The following is a 19,623-nucleotide window of genomic DNA, read 5'->3' on the forward strand; positions in this document are numbered from 1 at the left end:
TCAGGCGGCCAGCTGGACCGGCACCGCCGGCTTGAAGGTGGCTGGGTTCACCCGGCGTCCATGACGCAAGGCACGCAAGGTATCGAAGTCGACGCAGGGCCCGCCACCTGACTGGGCCGGGTTTCCCGGCTTGATCCAGTGGCGCAATTCCTGCCATTGCGGACACCACACGTCCGCGCCGGAGATGCGCGCGATATCCTTCTCATACGGCCCGACCGCCATGGCCCAGATGCCCGCGCATTGCGCCGCACGCAGGCCGGGCGCGCCGGCATCGATGGCAATGCAAGCTTCCGCATCGACGCCCACGGTGCGCAATACCAGCTGGCACGGGCCATTGTCGCTTGAGCCGTTCAGATCGACGCCGCTGACCACGGCGGCAAACATGTTGGTTACCGCATTACCGAACGCGCGGTCCAGTAGCGCCGTGGCCGTTTGTGCCGGCATGTCGGTGACGACTGCCAGCTTGCATCCGCGCTGCAGCGCGTCCTCCATCAATGCGGCGCATGCGGAATTCAGCTCGGGTCGGCGCGCCAGCACGGCGTCGCGAAACAGCATGTTCTTTTCCTGCATCAGGCGAACCGCTTCCTTGCCCGCAACCGGCAGGCCCAGCTTGTCGATCAAGGCAGCTACCGCATTGGTCGCCCCCCAGATCCTGCTAGCCTGACGCAGTTGCGCCATGGACCAGCGCAAGCCCAGCCCGCAGCGCGCAAAGGCTTCGTTGCACGCGTCCAGATGCGCCGCCTCGGTTTCAAGGATGACGCCGTCCAGCCCGAGGATGAGTGCTTCGATTCCCATGTCAATTCGCCCGAATAAGTGATGCGCAAAGCAGCCTGAAAGCGATGCGCCAATATTGATCAATTCACTGTTAATATAAGCGCAAGCTATTGAAAAGAAAAATTAATTTTTCTAGTTATTTAATAAGGCAACACTTATGCATCACGCCAGTTTCAAGCAGTTGCAGGCCTTGCTCCTGGTGGCGCGCCATGAAAGCGTTTCACGCGCCGCGGAGGCATTGCACGTGACGCAACCTGCCGTATCGCTGCAATTGCGCATGCTGGAGGAAGCCGCCGGCACGCCCTTGACGCGCAAGGTCGGACGCGGCATCCAGCTGACAGCCGCGGGCGAAGTCATGGTTGAATTTGCGGAGCGCATCCTGCGCCTGTGGGAAGAAGCCACGGACGAGGTCGCCGCGCTCAAGGGCGTCATCAGCGGCACCTTGCGCATCGGCGCGATTACCACCGCGGAATACCTGTTGCCGCCGATGCTGGTCCGCTTCACCACCGAAAGGCCCGACGTGCGCATCAAGCTGCAGGTGGGAAACCGCAATGAAATTGTGGCCATGCTGAGCAAGCATGAAATCGACCTCGCGATCATGGGTACGCCGCCACGCGAACTGCGCACCAATGCCGCACGTTTTGCCCGTCACCCGATGGCATTCATTGCGAGCCCGGACCACCCGCTGATGAAAAAGAAGCTGGTATCGCTGGCCGACATCATGGACGCCAACCTGCTCGTCCGCGAGCGCGGTTCCGGCACGCGCACCACCATCGAACGCCTGTTCAAGGAGTCCGGCTATCCGCTACGCATCGGCTCGGAATTATCCAGCAATGAGGCAATCAAGCGCATGGTTGTCGCCAATCTGGGCGTGGCATTTCTCTCGGTGCATGCATGCACGCTGGAGTTCGAAGCCGGGCTGGTGAAGATGCTCCCCATGGCGGAAAACCCGGTGGAAGCCGATTGGTATGTCATGCATCTCAGCGACCAGCATATTCCCACCGTCGCCGCCGCATTCCAGGATTTTGTCATTGAAAACGGGCAGGAAGTCGTGCGCCGCCAGCTCGGTGCGTTTCTTCGTGAAACGGCGAAACTGCGACCTGCCAAAAAGGCGCGCTGATAGCGGATGCTACGCGAGCTTCACGCGTCCACCGGCGAGCTTGATTCTTCCAGAGGCAAGGAAATCGTGATGCGCGTGCCTTGCAGGGCGTTCCCGGCCTTTTCGCTTTCGAGCGCAATGTGCCCGCCATGCAAAGAAACGATGGTCTTGATAATCACCGACCCCAGTCCAAGCGATGCTCGCAAGTCGCCCTGACCCGCAAGCATGCGCCGGCTGCGGCGTTGCCCGAACGCTGCAATCGCCTCCGGGCTCATCCCCGGGCCGTCGTCCTCGACAAGGATCTCGACAAAACCGGCCCGTGTCCTTGTTCTCACCCGCACCACCGAGCGCGCATGTTTGATTGCGTTTTCCAATAGGTTGCGGAACAGCCGCGCGATCAGGTAAGCATCGCCAATGACCGTGCGCGATGCTGTTTTTTCCTGGCTAAGTGCGACATCAAAATCAATACCGCCAGCCGAACTCGATTCACCGCGCCCGCTGCTTCGCATGCTCTGGATCTCGTTGTTGACGACCGCATCGACATCGATCAGCTCCGCCGTATTCCGATAGCGCGGTTCGTCGATTTCCGCGATAAAGAACAAGTCGTCAACCAGTTTCCTGAAGTAGCCGAATTCGCTGGACACCACATTGAAGAATTCACGTCGCTCCGCATCTGACATGGCGTTGCCATGCGCGGCCAGTGTTTCGATCGCGGTCCGCAGGCTTGTCATCGGCGTGCGCAGGTCGTGTCCCAGTTCCTGTAACAGCTCGCGCCGTGCCCGCTCGGTGTCCTGAAGTCGCGTGACCAGGCGTCCGATCTCGTCAGCCATGCTGTTGAAGTCGTGCATCAGTCGGCCTATCGTATCGAGTCTGTCGACCTTGAATCGCGCAGCGAGATCACCCGATTCGATGCGCGCGATGACCTGCTTGACTTCGCGCGAGCGGCCGCGCAGGTAAAGCAGCACGAGTGAAAGTCCGAGGAAAATCGCGCCGATCACCGACACAACGAACAATATGCCAAGCGTCAGGAAAACGTGCCGCCCGGATTGCCCGGCGTTGCGCACAACGAGGTAAGTCGGTTCCGGAGCGTCGAGCCGCACAATGGCCGAAGCCGTCGTGCTGGAGAAGAAGCGTCCGCGCGTCAGGACATCATGCACCCGCGCCGGCCTGCCGAGTGCCAGAAGTTTTTGCGGCGGCGCAGCCGCGGTATTGCTGGCCAGGACCTGGCCGCTCGCGGACAAGACCCACACATCCAGCGCCAACGAAGGCGATTCGGAACGAAGGCTGTCGAGCCGGAGAATCGATGCCGGATACGGCGCTTCCTCGACGACACGGGCGATGAACAGATACATGCTGCGCTGGACATCGTCGCTTGCGTCGCCGGCGATCTCGCGAATCAATCGTGCATAGAGCAGGCTCAGCAGCAGCGCAAACACGACGCTGATGGCAAGAAAGCGCAGCCAGAGCGAGCGATTCATTCTTTTTCGATCCGGTAGCCAACGCCGTACACGGCAACGATGCGCACCCTTGCCCCCGCATCGCGGAGCTTCTTGCGAAGATGGCTCAGGTGCGAATCGATCGTACGGTCATACATCGCGCCGCCATCGTCGAGCATATCGAGCATCTGCTCACGCGTGACGATGTCACCCTGCGCACGAACCAGCAGCAGCAGGATGTCGAATTCCTTCTTCCCCAGTTGCAGGGGCGTTTCAGCGGCAGTCGCGACGCGCCTCTGCAAGTCAATGGTGACCAGGCCAAAACCGGCGGCATCCCGTTGCCTGCGGCCGCGCGCCAGAAGGCGATTCATGCGTGCCGTCAATTCCCGCACGCCGTAGGGTTTGCGAACATAGTCGTCCGCGCCGCCTTCAATGCCAGCAGCGGCAGTCGATTCATCGGTACGCGCCGAAAGCATCAGGATGGGAATGCTCTCGTCCTGCGCGCGCAACTGCCGGCAAAGATCGATTCCATTCCCATCCGGCAGGCCCACATCAAGCATCACCAGGTCAAACCGTCCGCCCGCGAGCGAACGCTCCGCGTCGCGTACGGTAGGCGCGACAGAAAGCTCAAATCCCTCATAGCGCAGGCTCATGGACAGCGTCCTGGCAATCAGTGGATCGTCTTCGACAAGCAGGACTAGGGTGGGTTGGTTCATTGCTCGTTTCGAAAATCGGTTCGGGAAGCGGTTTGACGAACGCCATCTTCCACAAAAATTACAGAATTGCGAAATAAAGTACACCACAGAGATTACACCAGAGGGCATGCGGGCAACCGCAACTTGCGGACCGTCAATTACCGACAAAGGAAACAATATGCAGAAATCATTATGGCTCGCGTGCGGCACGTCAATCGCTTCGAGCGTGCTGCTCTGCGCATGCGGCGGAGGTTCCAGCGCTGACACAGCATCGACGACAAGCACGGAAGCGACAAAGACAGAGGTGGTCAGGACAGCGCCTGCGAGCAAGATGGCAAGCGCTGTCAAGGCCGCAGAAAATGCCGCCTCGACTGACGCGCTCTGCGATCCGGCGAAGCTGGGCGATTATTATTGGGAGATCGGCGATGCTGACAGCGAGCTTCCCGTGGCCTCAGGAACGCGCGGAGGCGGCACGGTAACCGCCTCGACCCGGTTCAACATCGCGTCGGCATCCAAATTCGTGTTCGGCGCGTACGTGCTTGAAAAAAAGGGCATTGAGGAAGTCCGCAACAACCCGTCGCTGCATGATGGCCTGCGTTTCCTGTCCGGCTATTCCGACTTCAACGAAAACGATTGCATCGGCTCGCTGACCATCGGTGGCTGCTTCAAAGCCGGCAACGGGGGACATCCCCTCCTGCCCGACCCAAATACGAAAGGCCGCTTCTATTACAACGGCGGGCATGATCAGAAGCTGGCCGCAATCGACCTCGGCATGTATACCTTCACCGCCAAGCAACTGGATCAGGAATATCAATCGACACTTGGATTGGGTGCCGGCTTCAGCACCTCGACCTTCGCCCCGCTGGCTGGCGGCGGACTCATCGCCAGCGCATCCGACTTCGCGCAATTCCTGCGTAAAGTGATGCGTCAGCAATTAGTGATCGGTTCTCACCTGGGCGAAGATGCAGTCTGCGCCCAACCCGCAATCTGTCCGGATCAAGCGGTCTACGCTCCGCCTGCCTTGCAGAACGAACCATGGTCATACTCCTACAACCATTGGGTCGAATCCGAAACCGGCAATGGCACGGTCGATGCCTATTCCAGCCCCGGCAAGTTCGGTTTCTATCCCTGGATTTCGCCGGACCGCAAGTACTACGGCATTTTGTCCCGGCATAGCAGATTCGAGGCCGGGGCCGGTGGCGCCTCGGCGCGATGCGGGCGGCAGATCAGGAAGGCGTTTCTGGCCGCGCTGCAGGCGACTTCCTGACTGACTGACTGACTGACGGCGAAGGTTGAGGTGATACTCGACCTTCGCTGAAATGGTTCAGGAGCGTGCCTCGCGCCTTTTCGCTTCCTCGTCGTACAGTTCTTTCTTCGACAACTTGCCGACCGGCGTCTTCGGCAACTGCGCACGAATCTCCATCGCCTGCACCATCTCGTGCTTGCCGAGGCGGCGGCGCAGGAAGGCCTTCAGTTCATCGAGCGTAAAGGGCTCGGCGCCCTGCTTCAGCGTGATGAATGCCTTCGGCGCCTGTCCGCGGTATGAATCGGGGATGCCGATCACGCTGACTTCGGCGACGGACGGATGTTCGTAGATCGCTTCCTCTATATTGCGCGGATACACGTTGTACCCGCTGCACAGGATCATGTCCTTGGTGCGGTCCACGATGTACACGAAGCCGTCCTCGTCCATGTAGCCGACATCGCCGGTGCGAAAGTAGCCGTCCGGCGTCATCGATTCGGCGGTTGCCTTCGGATTTTTCCAATAACCCTTCATCACGTTCGCGCCCTTGATGCACATCTCGCCGCGTTCGCCGCGCGGCATTTCCACCGACGGGTCGTCAACGCTGACGAATTTGAGCAGGACACCGGTCGTCGGCATGCCACAGGAACCGACTTTCTGCATGCCGTAGACGGGCGTGAAGGTCCCGGTCGGCGACGTCTCGGTCATGCCCCAGCCCTCGACCAGACAACAGCCGGTCAGATGCTGGAAGCTCTGGTTCACTTCCATCGGCAATGGCGCGCCGCCGGAATTGCAGAACTTCAGGGAACTGAGATCGAATTTGCCGATTACGGGATAGTTGATGATCGCGGTGTACATGGTCGGCACACCGCAGAACACGGTGACCTTTTTCTCCGCCAGGTCCTTGACCACCGCATCCAGCTCGAAGCGGGTATGCAGGATGAGTTCTGCGCCGAGGCGCACGCCGAACAGCATGTTGACCGTCAGCGCATAGATGTGGAACGGCGGCAGCACCGCGAGAAGCCGCTCCTGGCCCTCGTTCAGCACTTTCGGCTCGCCACTCACCACCGCGTAAATCTGGCTGCAGGCGGTCGTCAGGTTGGCATGCGTGAGCATCGCACCCTTGGGCAGTCCGGTCGTGCCGCCGGTGTACTGCAATACCGCGATGTCTTCCTTCAGATCGCTCAGGGGATACGGCTGATACTTGCCATCGTTGTCGAGCAGTTGCGCAAAGCGGACATGTTCCTCGTTCACCGGCACATCGACCAGCTGGCCGCTCGTCTGCAGCTGCGCTCGCACCGCATCCGGATGCGAAGTCATTTCGGCGATATTGCCGACCACCAGCTTCTTCACGCGCGTGCTGCCCAGCAGCTTTGCCAGTTGCGGATAGAGCACGGCGAGATCGAGCGTGATGAGGATATCGGTTTCGCTATCCTCGACTTTATGCGCCAGCACTTTCTCCGCATCCAGCGGCGAGTAATTGACCACAACACCGCCCGCCTTCAATACCGCGAAAAAGCTGATGACGTAGTGCGGTGTGTTCGGCAGGTAGAGCCCGACATGCACGCCGGGTCTGACCCCGAGCTGCTGCAGTCCTTTTGCGGCGCGATCGACCAGCACGGCCAGTTCGCGATAGCTCGTCTTCCGTCCCATGAAATCGAGCGCCGGCCGGTCGGGCCATTTCGCGGCTGCATCGTCCAGCAATTGCTGCACCGGCATGATCGGCAATTCCGCATCCCAGTACACACCGGGCGGATAGGATTTGATCCAGGGGAAATGCTTGATGTCGCGTTTCATGCTTGCACAACCTCTTTTCTGTTTCTTGTTCTACCGCATCACTCGCCCGATCCCTTCGCTGAAGCGATCAGACCGCTGTCAATCCTCCATCGACCGCGAGTTGATGGCCAGTCACGAAGGACGCGCTATCCGAGCATAGCCAGAGCGCGGCATTGGCAATTTCCTCCGCTTCACCGAGACGCCCGATCGGATGCGCCTTCTGGATCATCTTTTCGCGCTTGGGCTCGCGCTCGATGGCACGATCCATCATCGGCGTGCGGATGATGCCCGGGCACACCGTATTGACGCGAATGCCGGTGCGCCCGTATTCGGCCGCCGCCGTCTTGGTCAATCCGACCACCGCGTGCTTGCTCGCTGCATAAATCGGCTGCAAGGGTGCGCCGACCAATCCCGCCACCGAGGCGGTATTGACGATGGCGCCGCCGCCCTGCTTGAGCATCTGGCGGATTTCGTACTTCATGCACAGCCACACGCCCTTGACGTTGACGTTCATCAGCTTGTCAAAGGTCGCCTCCTCGGCGTCGGCCAGGCGCACATGCTCGATTTCGATTCCGGCGTTGTTGAACGCGCAGTCGAGCCGGCCGAAGCTGGCCACAATCTTGTCGATCAAGGCTTCGACCTGCGCCGCCTGCGACACGTCGCATTTGACGAAGATCGCATTTCCGCCGGCCTGATTGATCATGCTCGCCGTCTGTTCGCCGCCGGCGGCGTCCACGTCCGATACCGCCACGCGCGCACCCTCGCGCGCAAAGGCCAGTGCCGCAGCGCGCCCGATGCCGCTTGCGCCGCCGGTGACCAGCACCGACTTGCCCGAAAAATTTTGTCCGCTCATTGATCTACTTTGATCTACTTGTCTCGTTCGTCCCAAACCCCGCAGGCAGGCGACAGACCAGCCGTCGCGACCGATCTGGCACCGCCCATTCTTCTTACTTGTACTTGCGCAGTTCCATCTTGCCGATCTGGTTGCGGTGCACTTCGTCCGGACCGTCCGCCAGGCGCAGCGTGCGTGCCTGCGCGTAGGAATAGGCCAGACCGAAGTCGTTCGACACCCCGGCGCCGCCATGCGCCTGAATGGCCCAGTCAATAACTTGGCAAGCCATGTTGGGTGCGGCCACCTTGATCATCGCGATTTCCTTGGCGGCGACCTTGTTGCCCACGGTGTCCATCATGTAGGCCGCATTCAGCACCAGGAAGCGCGCCTGATCGATCAGGATGCGGGCGTTCGCGATGCGCTCCAGCGTCACGGTCTGCTCGGCGATCGGCTTGCCGAAAGCGACGCGCTTCAGGCTGCGGCGGCACATGTCTTCCAGTGCGCGCTCGGCCAAACCGATGAGGCGCATGCAGTGATGGATGCGGCCCGGCCCGAGGCGACCCTGCGCGATTTCAAAACCGCGGCCCTCGCCGAGCAGAATGTTGGCTACCGGCACGCGGACGTTTTCGAAATGCACCTCGCCGTGGCCATGCGGCGCATCGTCGTAACCGAACACCGGCAAATGACGAACGATCTTCACGCCGGCGGTATCGCGCGGCACAACGATCATCGATTGCTGCTTGTGCTTCTCCGCGCTCGGGTCGGTCTTGCCCATGAAGATGAACACCTTGCAGCGCGGATCGTTGGCGCCCGACGACCACCATTTGCGGCCATTGATCACATACTCGTTCCCGTCGCGCACGATCGATGATTCGATGTTGGTCGCATCCGACGACGCTACCGCCGGCTCGGTCATTGCGAAGCAGGAACGAATCTTCCCTTCCAGCAGCGGCACCAGCCATTGCTGCTTCAATTCTTCGCTGGCATAGCGTTCCAGCGTTTCCATGTTGCCGGTGTCCGGCGCGGAGCAGTTGAACACCTCGGCAGACCACAAGGCGCGGCCCATGATTTCGCACAGGGGCGCATATTCGAGATTGGTGAGGCCGGCACCGCGATGGGACTCCGGCAGGAAAAGGTTCCACAGGCCCTGCGCCCGTGCTTTTTCCTTCAGTTCTTCAATGATCCGCGTGGGCACCCAGGCATTGCCCTTGGCACGGTTTTGCTCGATCTCGCCGAAGAAATTCGCCTCGTTCGGGTAGATGTGCTCATCCATGAAGGCGATCAGGCGTTTTTGCAGTTCCTTGACTTTGGGGCTGTATTCGAAGTCCATTTGTTGCTCCATGAAATTGTGCATGCATGCACGGACAGTTAAGTGCCAATCCTTGTTGAGGAGACAGGCTTTGCAGGACGGGCGAACCCGCCCTGCCGCCATCTTCTTTTTGCTGTCTCCTGCTTCTCTTCCTTCGTTAAACCTATCCGATCAGATAACCGCCATCGACATTGATGCAGGTGCCGGTGGTATAGCTCGCCGCATCGGATGCCAAGTACAGCACCGCTCCCGCCATTTCGTCCGGAGCCGCGATGCGGCGCATCGGCACATGCGGCAGCAGCTTGTTGAGCACTTCCGGGTTATGCATCAGCGCCGAAGCGAACTTGGTGTCGGTCGCGCCCGGCAGCAATGCGTTCACCCGCACTTTCGACGTGCCGCACTCCTTCGCGAATGCATGCGTCATCGAAATCACCGCCGCCTTCGTGATCGAATAAATGCCTTGCATGTCGCCGGGGATGACGCCGTTGACCGAGGCGACATTGATGATGCTGCCGCCGCCATTCCTGGCCATCAGCTTCGCGCCGATCGCCGAGCTGAAGAAATAGCCGCGGATATTGACGTCGACCGTCTTCTGGAACGATCCGAGGTCGGTATCGAGAATGTGGCCGAAATAGGGATTGGTCGCGGCATTGTTGACCAGAATGTCGAGGCGGCCATGCTTCTTTTCGATGGCTGCGAACATGGCTTCGATCTGCGCCATTTCGCCGATATGGCAGGCGATCGCTTCAGCCGATCCGCCTGCTTCGCGGATCGCGGCGACCACCGTCTCGCAGGCTTCCGCCTTGCGGCTGGAAACGATGACATGTGCGCCATAGGCGGCAAAGGTCTTGGCGATCGATTCGCCGATGCCGCGGCTGGCGCCGGTGACGAGTGCGATTTTTCCGCTGAGGTCGAACAGGTTTGCGTTTGTCATGTTAGCGATAAGTAATGGTATTCGGTTGGCCCAGCCATTCAAGGTGGGAATAATTATTGAGGTAGCTGAGAGTGACCCGACCCGGGCGGTACAGCAACTTGGTGACGCCGCAATTGACCAGCGACCAGTTCATCTCGGCCATTTGCCGGTCCGGCAGTTTGAGCAGATGCTGGCAGATCGCGGAAATCGTTCCGCCGGAGGTGAAAACGATGATGCTTTGCGATTTGTCCGCGCCTTCGAGCAGACGCTGCAGCGCATTCACGCAGCGTTGCTTGAACGCCGGCCACGGCTCGTCATAGTCGGCGTCGAATTCGCCGTCCATCCAGCGCGTCATGGCTGCCTCGAACATTTCCTGGAAGGCATGGCGCGCACTCGGGCCGGATGCCAGGAAGCGCTTGACGGCCTCCGGGTCTTCGAAGTCGGGACGATGGCGCACCATCACTTCATGATGGTTGTATTCGTCGAAGTCAGGATCCTGTTCCCATTCGGTTTCAACGCGCAGCGCCTTCGGCAGCGCCATCAGGCAGGCATCGGCGGTCTGCCGATGACGCTTCAGGCTGCCGGTGACAACGCGATCAAACTTCTGATGGGAATTGGCAAACCACTCGCCCAACAGGCGCGCCTGCTCGGCGCCGAGCTCTGACAACTGGTCGTAGTTCTTGCTGCCGAATGATGCTTGTCCGTGACGAACCAGGTAGATTTGCCCCATCGTACGCTTGCCTTCTCATGCGTTATCTGTTGTGGGAAGCATATCGCCAGGTATAGAATCGATCAAATGAATAGTTATTATCGAATCACATAAACGATATGCATATATCGCGCGTCGATCTGAACCTGTTTACGGTCTTTGAAGCCATCTACACCGAAGGCAGCGTCACCCGTGCCAGCCAGAAACTGAGCCTCACGCAGCCCGCCATCAGCCATGCCCTGAGTCGCCTGCGCCTGATGTTCGACGATCCACTGTTTGTCCGTCAGGGCCACAAAATGGTTTCAACGCCCTTGGCACGCAGCATGATCGAGCCAATTCGGCGCTCCTTGCGCGGGCTGGAGGTCACGCTCAATGGGCTGCATGCCTTCGATCCCGAGACCACCGGCAAGCGCTTCAATATTGCGCTGCGCGACGTGCTGGAGGCCACCATCCTGCCGCCGCTGATGCGACGCGTGCGACAAACCGCCCCGCTGGTGGACATTGCTGCCATGCAGGTCGAGCGGCGCGAACTGGAAACCGAACTGGCCACCGGCACGCTCGACGGCGCCATCGACGTCCTGCTGCCGCTGTCGAGCGACATCCTGCACACGCGGATCTACCAGGACTCGACGGTGGTCGTCGCGCGCAAGGGCCATCCGGCCATCGACGGCAAGCTGGACATCGACACCTACCTGAAACAAGACCACATCCTCGCCAGCTCGCGCCGGCGCGGCCCCGGACTGGAAGATTTCGAACTCAGCCGCTTCGGGCTGGAGCGGCATATTCGCCTGCGCTGCCAGCACTACTTCGCCGCCTGTCGCGTCGTCAGCCAGACCGACATGCTGCTCACCATGCCCGGCCGCTACGCGCAAATCGCCAACGAACAGTTCGGCAACCAGATCATCCCCTTTCCGCTGGAAGTGCCGGCCTTTGACGTTTTCCTGTACTGGCACGCGAACGTCGACAACGATCCGGCCAATCGCTGGTTTCGCGAGCAAGTCATTCTGTCGAGCCGAGACTGATTCTAGGTACTGGCAGGATGCGTCATCGCCGCAGGCCGCACCCAGCGGTCGAAGTCCTCCGGCGTCACATAGCCCAGCGCCATTGCGGCCTCTTTCAGGGTACTGCCCTCATGATGCGCACGCTTGGCGATTTGCGCCGCGCGGTCGTAGCCGATGTGCGGCGCCAATGCGGTGACCAGCATGAGCGAGCGCTCCATCAACTCGGCGATGCGGACACGATTGGCTTCGATGCCGCGCGCGCAATGCCGGTCGAAGCTGTCCATGCCGTCGGCCAGCAGGCGCACACTCTGCAGGAAATTGTGCGCGATCAGCGGCTTGTACACATTGAGTTCGAAATTGCCGGATGCGCCGCCGAAATTGATCGCGACGTCGTTGCCGAAGACCTGGCAGCACAGCATCGTCAGTGCTTCGCACTGCGTCGGGTTCACCTTGCCGGGCATGATGGAGCTGCCCGGCTCATTTTCCGGGATCGTGATTTCACCCAGCCCGGAGCGCGGACCGGAGGCCAGCCAGCGCACGTCATTCGCAATCTTCATCAGGGCCGCCGCCAAGGTCTTTAATGCGCCATGGCCCGACACCATGGCGTCGTGTGCCGCCAGCGCGGCGAACTTGTTGGCTGCGCTCCTGAACGGCAATCCCGTCGCGCGCGCCAACTCCGAGGCCACCCGCTCGCCGAATCCCGCAGGAGCATTCAATCCCGTGCCTACCGCAGTGCCGCCGATCGCCAGTTCGGACAAGGCCGGCAAGGCGCTGCTGATGGCCGCTGCCGCATGATCGAGCTGGGCTGCATAACCGGAAAACTCCTGGCCCAGCGTGAGCGGCGTCGCATCCTGCAAATGCGTGCGACCGATCTTGACCACGTCAGCGAAGGCCGCCGCCTTGGCATCCAGCGTCCCGCGCAATGCACGCAAGGCCGGCAGCAGCGCATTCGTCATGACGCTCACGGCGGCCACATGCATCGCCGTCGGAAAAACGTCGTTGGAGGATTGGCCGAGATTCACCTCGTCGTTCGGATGCACCAGCCTGCTTTCGCCACGCACACCGCCAAGCAGTTCGGACGCGCGATTGGCCAGCACCTCGTTCATGTTCATGTTGGTTTGCGTGCCGGATCCGGTTTGCCAGACGGAAAGCGGGAATTCCTCCCCACATCGCCCGTCGATGACCTCCGCCGCCGCCGCGATGATGGCGTTCGCCTTCTTTTCTTCGAGCTTGCCCAGGGAACGATTGACCAGCGCGCAGGCGCGCTTGACCTGCGCCAATGCCACGATCAGCGGAACCGGCATGCGCTCCGAGGAAATTCGAAAATGTTGCATTGAGCGCTGAGTTTGCGCTCCCCACAGCCGGTCAGCAGGCACCTCGATGGCGCCAAACGTGTCATGTTCCGTTCTCGTCGTTGCCATTGCGCACTCCGTTGTTGTTTGCCGTTTCGATCGTCGAACACTGGCAAGCGTTCCGGCTTGCCCTCACATTTCAACGTAGTGCATCAATGGCTGCCGATCAAGACCATTGAAGCAGGCACAGGCTAGCCGCGATCATTGAAAAAGGGATATTCAGCCGGGCGGGAGACGGCGAATGTCAGGCGCGGGCGCGCATGCGTTCGGCTTGAGCATCGCGCAACAGGGTGTGGTGATGAAACGCATCACGAATGATGTCGCGCAAGGTCTTGTCATTCCATGGACGAGTAAAGAATCGGAAGATTTCGCCGCGTTTGATGGCATCGATCGCTGCTTCTTCCTCTTCGTCGCAAGCCAGCAGGATGCGAATCGCATGCGGATGTCTTTCCTTCACCGCGTCCAGCAGGTCTGATCCGTTCCGGGCTGGCATGCCCTGCTCGCACAAGGTCACATGCACTTCATGCCGCGCCATCAACTCGAATGCCTCGTCTGCCGTGAACGCATGCAAAATCTGGTATCCGTCCTGCAGCAGCAAGCGACGCAATGTACGGACTACGTCCGGATCGCGATCAATGATCAGAAGCGTCCTGGTTTGCAAGCGCGGCGCGCCCTTTGCCGCCGAGTGGAACACGAGCATGTCGCGTTGAATGAGCTGCGCGCATTCCTGCGCAGGCAAGGGGTGGCTGAAGAAGAAACCCTGCACGAAATCGCAACCATGCCGCTGCAGGTAGGCGAGCTGAGCCTCGGTCTCGACACCCTCCGCAACCACCTTCAGGCGCAGGCTGTGTGCCAGCGAAATGATGGACAAGACGATCGCTGCATCGTCCGGATCGACCGTGATATCGCGCACAAAGGACTGGTCGATTTTCAGCAGGTCGATCGGGAATCGCTTGAGATAGGACAGGCTGGAGTAGCCGGTGCCGAAATCGTCGATCGACAGGTGCAGGCCAAGCGCCTTCAGCTTGCGCAGGATGCCGACCGCATGCTCGACGTCGCTCATCATCATGCTCTCGGTCAACTCCAGCTCCAGCAGTTGCGGCGCGATGCCGGTCTCCTCCAGGATTTCGCTGATTGTCGCCACCAGATCCTGCTGATAGAACTGGCGTGCCGACAGATTGACCGCCACCCGCACTTGCCCGCGTCCCGCGCGCTGCCATTCGACGCTCTGGCGACACGCGGTTCGCAGCACCCAGGTCCCGATCGGCAGGATCAAGCCCATCTCTTCGGCCAACTGGATGAATCGTACCGGCGGCACCATGCCCATCGACGGATGTCGCCAGCGGATCAGCGCTTCCATGCCGAGCACACGCCCCGTGGCCAGGTCTACTTGCGGCTGATAATGCAGTTCGAACTCTTCGCGTTCCAGCGCATTGCGCAGATCGCCCTCGATTCGCAAGCGCTCCATGGCCCGCTCATTCATGGTCGCAGTATAGAACTGGAAGTTGTTGCGTCCGATTTCCTTGGCGCGATACATCGCAATGCCGGCGTGCTTGATCAGTACGTCAGGATCGGTGCCGTCGTTCGGGCAAACCGCGATGCCGACACTGCATCCCATTACGAATTCATATCCCTCGATCATGATCGGCGGCGCAATCGCATCCATGATGCGCTGTACCACGGCCGGCGAGAGGTTGTCGTCGGCCCGCTCCGGCAGCACCAGCACGAATTCATCCGCCGACAAGCGCGCGATGGTATCGGTATCGCGCACCACTTCCTGCAATCGCTTGGCGACACATTTCAGGACCTCATCCCCGGCGCGATGGCCAAGGGTGTCGTTGACGAATTTGAAGCGGTCGAGATTGATGAACAGCACCCACGCCGGATTGCCGTAGCGCTCCGCATAGGCGATCGCAAGACGCAGGCGGTCATGCAGAAGATTGCGGTTGGCCAGACCGGTCAAGGTGTCGCAGTTGGCCTGGAATTCCAGCTCGGCCTGATAGCGTCTGGTCGCGGTGATGTCGTACAAAGCCACCACAAAATGCGTCACCTCTCCCGCTTCGTCGCGCACCGGAGCGAGATAGACGTCGCTCCAGAACATCTCGCCATCCTTGGTGTAATTGCGCAGGATGGTATGCACTTCGCGCTTTTCGCGCGCGGCGGCACGGAGTTCCTCGATTTCCGGCTGATCGCGGTCATGTGCCCAGAGCACCGCGGAACTGCGTCCGACGACATCGGCCGCGGAATAGCCCGTAATGCGCTCGAATGCCGGATTGATGTATTCGATCGGATACTCGGGCGGCACGGCACTGGTGATGATGATGGCATTGGCGCTGGCATCGATCGCGCGCTGCCGCAATCGCAGCCCCTCTTCCGCGCGGCGTCGCGCGGCAATGTCATCGACCAGCAATTCGTTGGCCAGCCGCAGTTCCCCGGTGCGCTGCTCAACCAGCTTGTGGACCCGCCGCGAACGCACGACGAGCGCTTGCACATAAGCGGCGAGCAGCAGGCTGACCAGCACGCCAGCCACCAGTCCGTACAAGGAACCGTTGTGCCGTGCGGAGAACAGCGTCGGACGTGCCGCTACGCTGATGCTCCAGACGCGGCCTGCAACCTCAAGATTGCGCACGATACTGTCAGGCTGGTCCATCACTACCCAGCGCGGCACCCATGGTGTCGCCGTATCGATCGATGCCGCCGCCCCCTGTCGATAGACCAGCAATCGTTCGTCGAGCGCGCCGCCGGCATACACGCTGATGTCGAGCGCGCGCGTATTCAGCAGGCCATCATCATTCAACAGCTTTTCGATGACACCGGAAGCATCGAACACCGCTGCAGTATCGCCGATAGCTGCGCGGCGTCGCGCGTCAACACTGCTCAGCGGCGCACCATGCTTGTAGACCGGCATCACCACCAGGAAGCCACGCCGCAACCCCTCCCCTTGCGCCAGTTGCAGAAGACCGGTGGATGCAGGCTTGCCCGAATCGATCGCATATTGCACGGCGTCTCGCAGCTGCTTGTTGGGCGAGACGTCCATGCCGAATGCCGCTTCATTGCCGCGCATGGGTTCGATGTAATCAACCACCAGATAGCGATCGCGCGGCTGTGCAGGAACCGGTTTGCCGCCCCGGAGCTGCGTCATCATGAATCCGGGAAATTGCGCCCGCATGCCGGCTTCATACGCCGCGCGCTCACCGCTGGCGATAAAACGATGAAAGTTGAAAGCCTGAACATAGGGGTAACGACCGAGCAGCGGCTGCGTATACTCGCGGAACTGCTCGCGGCTGACCTGCCCGAACGTTGCGAACAGCTGATTGATCACCCGCAGCACCTGAACCGCCTCGTCCAGTTGCTGTTGCACGCTCAGGATGCGCGCGTTGGCGTGCTGCTGGAAATCGAGCTCAATCTTGTCATGTTCCAGCCTGCGCAGGCCGAGGAACAGTGCCGAGGTGCAGGTCAGGCCAATCACCGTCGCCAGCACGGTGGCGATCGACAGATTGAATGACAGACGGCTGCGAAACATCCCGGCTCCGGTTGGTTTTGGAAACTCGACAGAAGAATAGCCGCCTGGACGTGCTTCTCCCTGCAATAGGGTAACTTATTTCTTATAGGAAATAAATGTCGTAATTGAAACAATTCCGGACGGCTGTCACCCTTCTCCAAATCGCTTTCAGTCCCGCGGGCGAAATACATCAATCCTGAGGCTGAAGCCGGGCATTACGATAGACTTTCCTTGTCAAATGACCATCTCCCATGACCGAGTACCGCTTAGTCGCCGTCTGGCACATTGCGGCGCCCTTGCAGCATGTCTTCGATACCATTTTCGACTCGCTCCAGTGGCCCGCCTGGTGGCCGGGCGCAGATGCTGTCGAGCACTGCGCTGAAGGCGACGCCAATGGAATCGGCAGCGTACGGCGCTATATCTGGAAAGGGAAACTGCCGTACCGGCTGCGCTTCGATGCCTGTGCGACCCGGATCGTACCGTTAAACGTACTCGAAGCCAGCGTGAGCGGCGATCTGGAAGGCATCGGCCGCTGGACCTTCTCTCATCATGACGACATCACTACCGTGCATTACGAATGGCATGTGCACACCACCAGGTTGTGGATGAATCTGGCCGCACCGGCCGTGCGCAGCGTGTTTGCAAGCAATCACCACGCACTCATGCAGCAAGGTGCCGAAGCGCTGGCCCGCAAGCTGGGCGCGCACCTGATCGACGCCACGTACCATGAATTGCCTCCCGCCGTGAAAAGCATACCCTCGCCGAAGATCAACTGGGCGGCCGCCGGCGCGGCCGGCATTGTCGCAGGAGGCATTGCGACAATCGTGCAAGTCACCTTGTGGTGGGTGGACTCCTACCCGCCGGTCGACTTGCTGCTGCGCGATACACGGCTCGCGGCGGCAATCGTGCTGGGCCCGACCATCCTCCCGCCGCCGGCCACTTTTGACTTGAGAATCATGCTGGTGGCAAGCGTAGTGCACCTCGCGCTCTCGCTTGTGTACGGATTGTTGTTGGCGCCATTTATTGAAAATCTGAGCCGATGGAGGTCTGCGCTTGCGGGCTGCCTGTCCGGGTTGTCGCTCTTCGCGATCAACATGTATGGATTTACCGCCTTGTTCCCCTGGTTTGAGGCTAGCCGCGACTGGATCACGGCTGCGGCACACGCGGTTTTCGGCATCACGGCCGCCTTGGCCTACAAACTGTGGCAAGACCGTTCGGCAACGCTCCGGGGAAAGCGATCGATCTGAACGCGTTCCCGGCTCGGTTTGGTGAAGTGGAATCGCGAAGGCAGTACGGGAGAAAAACAGAAAGAGAGGAAACTGGATAGTGCCGATCAGGCCAGCTTTTCATTCGTTTCGGGCAACAAGCATGCATCCACGATCTGCAGGTCGTTGTCTTTCGCGAAATCAACGACGAAGTGAAAAGCCAGCGGCTCGATTTCGCGCAAGGCTTCGTTGACGACCACGGATTTCACGCCGCCAAGCACGGTCGGCCGCACATAAGGCGAGTAGCGCAGATGGGCACCCGGCCCACCACTTCCCTCCGGGCGGAAACAGGACATCACACCGCACAAGCGTTCAGCCCAGTCACTCGGGCGAAACTGCCTGCCATCGCTGGTAACCCCTTGAATGAAAAACTCGCGGGCAACAATCTTGGGTTTAGTCGAATCTGCCATGTGCGCGGCTTGCCTTTATAGCGGTTGCTATTGTTCCGGCGTCGGTTGCTTCTGGTGCGGCAACCGGCTCCTTGCCATGCGCCATTATGCGGCGCAAAGCTTTCAGAATTCTTGCATATTATATCTTATAGAAGACTTGTTGCGAAACAAGATCCCATATTATGGGATGCCCCAGCAGGTGGGCAACCGTCGGTTGTCCGGTCGTGACTTCGTCGTTCGAAGTCTTTTCCGCCAAGCTCCTGTCCCTCGAAAAGGAACCATCCATTAGACCGTTGCCGGCCAGGATAATGCACTGCCGACGATGAGAGGTAGCAGCACTTTCGCGCAGCTGATAGGAATCAGCCCAGCCACACGGCGAAAGACAGCAACAGCAGGAGCAGCATCCACAGCAATAATGCCCTCCACACCAATCCGACCGTGCTTTGCAGCGCGCGCGCGGTTGCCTCCTCGCCCGGCAGGGCCTCCGGCTCGGCACTGGCGGAATCGACCGTGGCGGCATCGGCGACCGGAATATCGGCCGCGGTTTCATTCGCCGTTCCCAGGCGCAGGCCCATCGCACCGCCGCCGGCTGACAGAATGATACCGATGGCCTCGTCCTGCCAGCGATCGGCAAAATTGCGCCACGCGTACACCGCGTCTTCGAAATTGCCGACAATGGCAAACGCAATGGCCGTCAGACGCACGGGAATCCAGTCGATCCAGTAAAACGCCTTCGTCGCAAAACGGCCGAACGGCTCGTTCTTCAGGTGTTCTGGTTCGTTCCAGGCGCGCGCAAGATATTCGGCCACGCGATACATGATCGCCCCCGCCGGGCCAAGCGGCATGATGAACCAGAAAAACACGCCGAATACATTGCGATGGCTAGTGATCAACGCGTTCTCGACTGCAATGCGCGAAATCTCGCTCACACTCATGCCGGCTGTGTTCTGCCTGGTCCACTCGGCAAGCAGTGTGCGCGCCGTGGTCTCGTCGCCGCTATTGAGCGCTAGCTGAATCGAGGTGAAGTAATGGCTGTAATGGCGAAAGCCAAGCGTGAGATAGGCAATCAGCACATTCCATGCAAGCGCAAGAAGCGGGCTGATCCTTGCACACAACCAGTACACCAGCAAGGTCGGCACCATCAGGATCAGCATCGTCACGATCCAGGCCGTGCGCCCATGCCTCTCCTCACCGGCATTGAACGTCGCTTCCATGCGTGCCGCCAATTGCTTGCATGCGGCATACATCGGATTATCCGCGCGCAGCGGCTTGAGTTGCTCGAATAACAGCGCCAAGAGAATGGAGAAGAAGGTCATCAGCCTGCCTTG

The 19,623-nt window shown here is 60.1% G+C and carries 16 protein-coding genes; 4 read left to right on the forward strand and 12 right to left on the reverse strand.

Features of this window, described 5'->3' with window-relative positions; all coding sequences use genetic code 11:
- Nucleotides 1–795: an HAD family hydrolase gene (locus E6W33_RS17175; protein WP_136418546.1), complete on the reverse strand. Its 795-nt coding sequence runs from the start codon at nucleotides 793–795 to the stop codon at nucleotides 1–3.
- Nucleotides 796–931: 136 nt separating this feature from the next.
- Between E6W33_RS17175 and E6W33_RS17180 the strand changes: the two genes are divergently transcribed.
- The gene (locus E6W33_RS17180) at nucleotides 932–1,894 is read left to right on the forward strand and encodes a LysR family transcriptional regulator (RefSeq protein WP_136418547.1); all 963 of its coding nucleotides are present in this window, start codon (nucleotides 932–934) and stop codon (nucleotides 1,892–1,894) included.
- Between the two features lie 20 nt (nucleotides 1,895–1,914).
- On the opposite strand, the gene E6W33_RS17185 is transcribed toward E6W33_RS17180, so the two are convergent.
- Nucleotides 1,915–3,351 (reverse strand): HAMP domain-containing sensor histidine kinase, encoded by a 1,437-nt coding sequence (locus tag E6W33_RS17185; RefSeq protein ID WP_136418548.1) that lies wholly within the window; start codon nucleotides 3,349–3,351, stop codon nucleotides 1,915–1,917.
- Nucleotides 3,348–4,025 (reverse strand): response regulator transcription factor, encoded by a 678-nt coding sequence (locus E6W33_RS17190; protein WP_136418549.1) that lies wholly within the window; start codon nucleotides 4,023–4,025, stop codon nucleotides 3,348–3,350. Before E6W33_RS17190 ends, E6W33_RS17185 begins: the two co-directional genes overlap by 4 nt.
- Nucleotides 4,026–4,182: 157 nt before the next feature.
- On the opposite strand from E6W33_RS17190, the gene E6W33_RS17195 reads away from it, so the two are divergent.
- Nucleotides 4,183–5,271 carry a beta-lactamase family protein gene (locus E6W33_RS17195; protein WP_136418550.1) on the forward strand — a complete coding sequence of 363 codons (1,089 nt, stop codon included), beginning with the start codon at nucleotides 4,183–4,185 and terminating at the stop codon, nucleotides 5,269–5,271.
- 57 nt (nucleotides 5,272–5,328) lie between these two features.
- On the opposite strand, the gene E6W33_RS17200 is transcribed toward E6W33_RS17195, so the two are convergent.
- The 5 genes from E6W33_RS17200 to E6W33_RS17220 form a co-directional block, all read right to left on the reverse strand.
- Nucleotides 5,329–7,044 carry a long-chain fatty acid--CoA ligase gene (locus tag E6W33_RS17200; RefSeq protein WP_136418551.1) on the reverse strand — a complete coding sequence of 572 codons (1,716 nt, stop codon included), beginning with the start codon at nucleotides 7,042–7,044 and terminating at the stop codon, nucleotides 5,329–5,331.
- 67 nt (nucleotides 7,045–7,111) lie between these two features.
- A complete protein-coding gene (locus tag E6W33_RS17205; protein WP_136418552.1) occupies nucleotides 7,112–7,876 on the reverse strand; it encodes an SDR family oxidoreductase in 765 nt (254 codons plus the stop codon).
- 94 nt (nucleotides 7,877–7,970) lie between these two features.
- Nucleotides 7,971–9,185, reverse strand: coding sequence for an acyl-CoA dehydrogenase family protein (locus tag E6W33_RS17210; protein WP_136418553.1), 1,215 nt, complete (start codon nucleotides 9,183–9,185; stop codon nucleotides 7,971–7,973).
- Between the two features lie 142 nt (nucleotides 9,186–9,327).
- Complete coding sequence (locus E6W33_RS17215) at nucleotides 9,328–10,098, reverse strand: SDR family oxidoreductase (protein ID WP_136418554.1); 771 nt, start codon at nucleotides 10,096–10,098, stop codon at nucleotides 9,328–9,330.
- 1 nt (nucleotide 10,099) lies between these two features.
- The gene (locus E6W33_RS17220; protein WP_136418555.1) at nucleotides 10,100–10,807 is read right to left on the reverse strand and encodes a histidine phosphatase family protein; all 708 of its coding nucleotides are present in this window, start codon (nucleotides 10,805–10,807) and stop codon (nucleotides 10,100–10,102) included.
- Between the two features lie 98 nt (nucleotides 10,808–10,905).
- Between E6W33_RS17220 and E6W33_RS17225 the strand changes: the two genes are divergently transcribed.
- Nucleotides 10,906–11,808: a LysR family transcriptional regulator gene (locus tag E6W33_RS17225; RefSeq protein ID WP_136418556.1), complete on the forward strand. Its 903-nt coding sequence runs from the start codon at nucleotides 10,906–10,908 to the stop codon at nucleotides 11,806–11,808.
- A 2-nt stretch (nucleotides 11,809–11,810) separates the two neighbouring features.
- On the opposite strand, the gene fumC is transcribed toward E6W33_RS17225, so the two are convergent.
- Nucleotides 11,811–13,208: a class II fumarate hydratase gene (gene fumC, locus E6W33_RS17230; RefSeq protein WP_136418557.1), complete on the reverse strand. Its 1,398-nt coding sequence runs from the start codon at nucleotides 13,206–13,208 to the stop codon at nucleotides 11,811–11,813.
- Nucleotides 13,209–13,383: 175 nt separating this feature from the next.
- Entirely contained in the window at nucleotides 13,384–16,662 is a 3,279-nt protein-coding gene (locus E6W33_RS17235; RefSeq protein WP_136418558.1) for an EAL domain-containing protein, read from the reverse strand.
- Between the two features lie 230 nt (nucleotides 16,663–16,892).
- Here E6W33_RS17235 and E6W33_RS27595 point away from each other — a divergent pair, with 230 nt between their 5' ends.
- Nucleotides 16,893–17,888 carry an SRPBCC family protein gene (locus E6W33_RS27595; RefSeq protein ID WP_247869680.1) on the forward strand — a complete coding sequence of 332 codons (996 nt, stop codon included), beginning with the start codon at nucleotides 16,893–16,895 and terminating at the stop codon, nucleotides 17,886–17,888.
- Nucleotides 17,889–17,974: 86 nt separating this feature from the next.
- Here the strand turns inward: E6W33_RS27595 and E6W33_RS17250 are convergent, their stop codons facing one another.
- Both E6W33_RS17250 and E6W33_RS17255 read right to left on the reverse strand, forming a co-directional pair.
- Nucleotides 17,975–18,316 carry a DUF3579 domain-containing protein gene (locus E6W33_RS17250; protein WP_136418559.1) on the reverse strand — a complete coding sequence of 114 codons (342 nt, stop codon included), beginning with the start codon at nucleotides 18,314–18,316 and terminating at the stop codon, nucleotides 17,975–17,977.
- 338 nt (nucleotides 18,317–18,654) lie between these two features.
- On the reverse strand, nucleotides 18,655–19,611 hold the full coding sequence (locus E6W33_RS17255) for a CobD/CbiB family protein (protein WP_136418560.1): 957 nt from the start codon (nucleotides 19,609–19,611) through the stop codon (nucleotides 18,655–18,657).
- Between the last annotated feature and the right edge of the window lie 12 nt (nucleotides 19,612–19,623).

This window comes from Herbaspirillum sp. ST 5-3, assembly GCF_004804275.1.
Classification (GTDB): Bacteria; Pseudomonadota; Gammaproteobacteria; order Burkholderiales; family Burkholderiaceae_D; genus Noviherbaspirillum.

Excerpts from the sequence above, each read along its gene's own strand:
- fumC (WP_136418557.1), bottom strand. The coding sequence starts at position 13,208 with ATGGCAACGACGAGAACGGAACATGACACGTTTGGCGCCATCGAGGTG.
- E6W33_RS17210 (WP_136418553.1), bottom strand. The coding sequence starts at position 9,185 with ATGGACTTCGAATACAGCCCCAAAGTCAAGGAACTGCAAAAACGCCTG.
- E6W33_RS17195 (WP_136418550.1), top strand. The coding sequence starts at position 4,183 with ATGCAGAAATCATTATGGCTCGCGTGCGGCACGTCAATCGCTTCGAGC.
- E6W33_RS17220 (WP_136418555.1), bottom strand. The coding sequence starts at position 10,807 with ATGGGGCAAATCTACCTGGTTCGTCACGGACAAGCATCATTCGGCAGC.
- E6W33_RS17175 (WP_136418546.1), bottom strand. The coding sequence starts at position 795 with ATGGGAATCGAAGCACTCATCCTCGGGCTGGACGGCGTCATCCTTGAA.
- E6W33_RS17225 (WP_136418556.1), top strand. The coding sequence starts at position 10,906 with ATGCATATATCGCGCGTCGATCTGAACCTGTTTACGGTCTTTGAAGCC.
- E6W33_RS17205 (WP_136418552.1), bottom strand. The coding sequence starts at position 7,876 with ATGAGCGGACAAAATTTTTCGGGCAAGTCGGTGCTGGTCACCGGCGGC.
- E6W33_RS17215 (WP_136418554.1), bottom strand. The coding sequence starts at position 10,098 with ATGACAAACGCAAACCTGTTCGACCTCAGCGGAAAAATCGCACTCGTC.
- E6W33_RS17185 (WP_136418548.1), bottom strand. The coding sequence starts at position 3,351 with ATGAATCGCTCGCTCTGGCTGCGCTTTCTTGCCATCAGCGTCGTGTTT.
- E6W33_RS17190 (WP_136418549.1), bottom strand. The coding sequence starts at position 4,025 with ATGAACCAACCCACCCTAGTCCTGCTTGTCGAAGACGATCCACTGATT.
- E6W33_RS27595 (WP_247869680.1), top strand. The coding sequence starts at position 16,893 with ATGACCGAGTACCGCTTAGTCGCCGTCTGGCACATTGCGGCGCCCTTG.
- E6W33_RS17255 (WP_136418560.1), bottom strand. The coding sequence starts at position 19,611 with ATGACCTTCTTCTCCATTCTCTTGGCGCTGTTATTCGAGCAACTCAAG.
- E6W33_RS17180 (WP_136418547.1), top strand. The coding sequence starts at position 932 with ATGCATCACGCCAGTTTCAAGCAGTTGCAGGCCTTGCTCCTGGTGGCG.
- E6W33_RS17235 (WP_136418558.1), bottom strand. The coding sequence starts at position 16,662 with ATGTTTCGCAGCCGTCTGTCATTCAATCTGTCGATCGCCACCGTGCTG.
- E6W33_RS17200 (WP_136418551.1), bottom strand. The coding sequence starts at position 7,044 with ATGAAACGCGACATCAAGCATTTCCCCTGGATCAAATCCTATCCGCCC.
- E6W33_RS17250 (WP_136418559.1), bottom strand. The coding sequence starts at position 18,316 with ATGGCAGATTCGACTAAACCCAAGATTGTTGCCCGCGAGTTTTTCATT.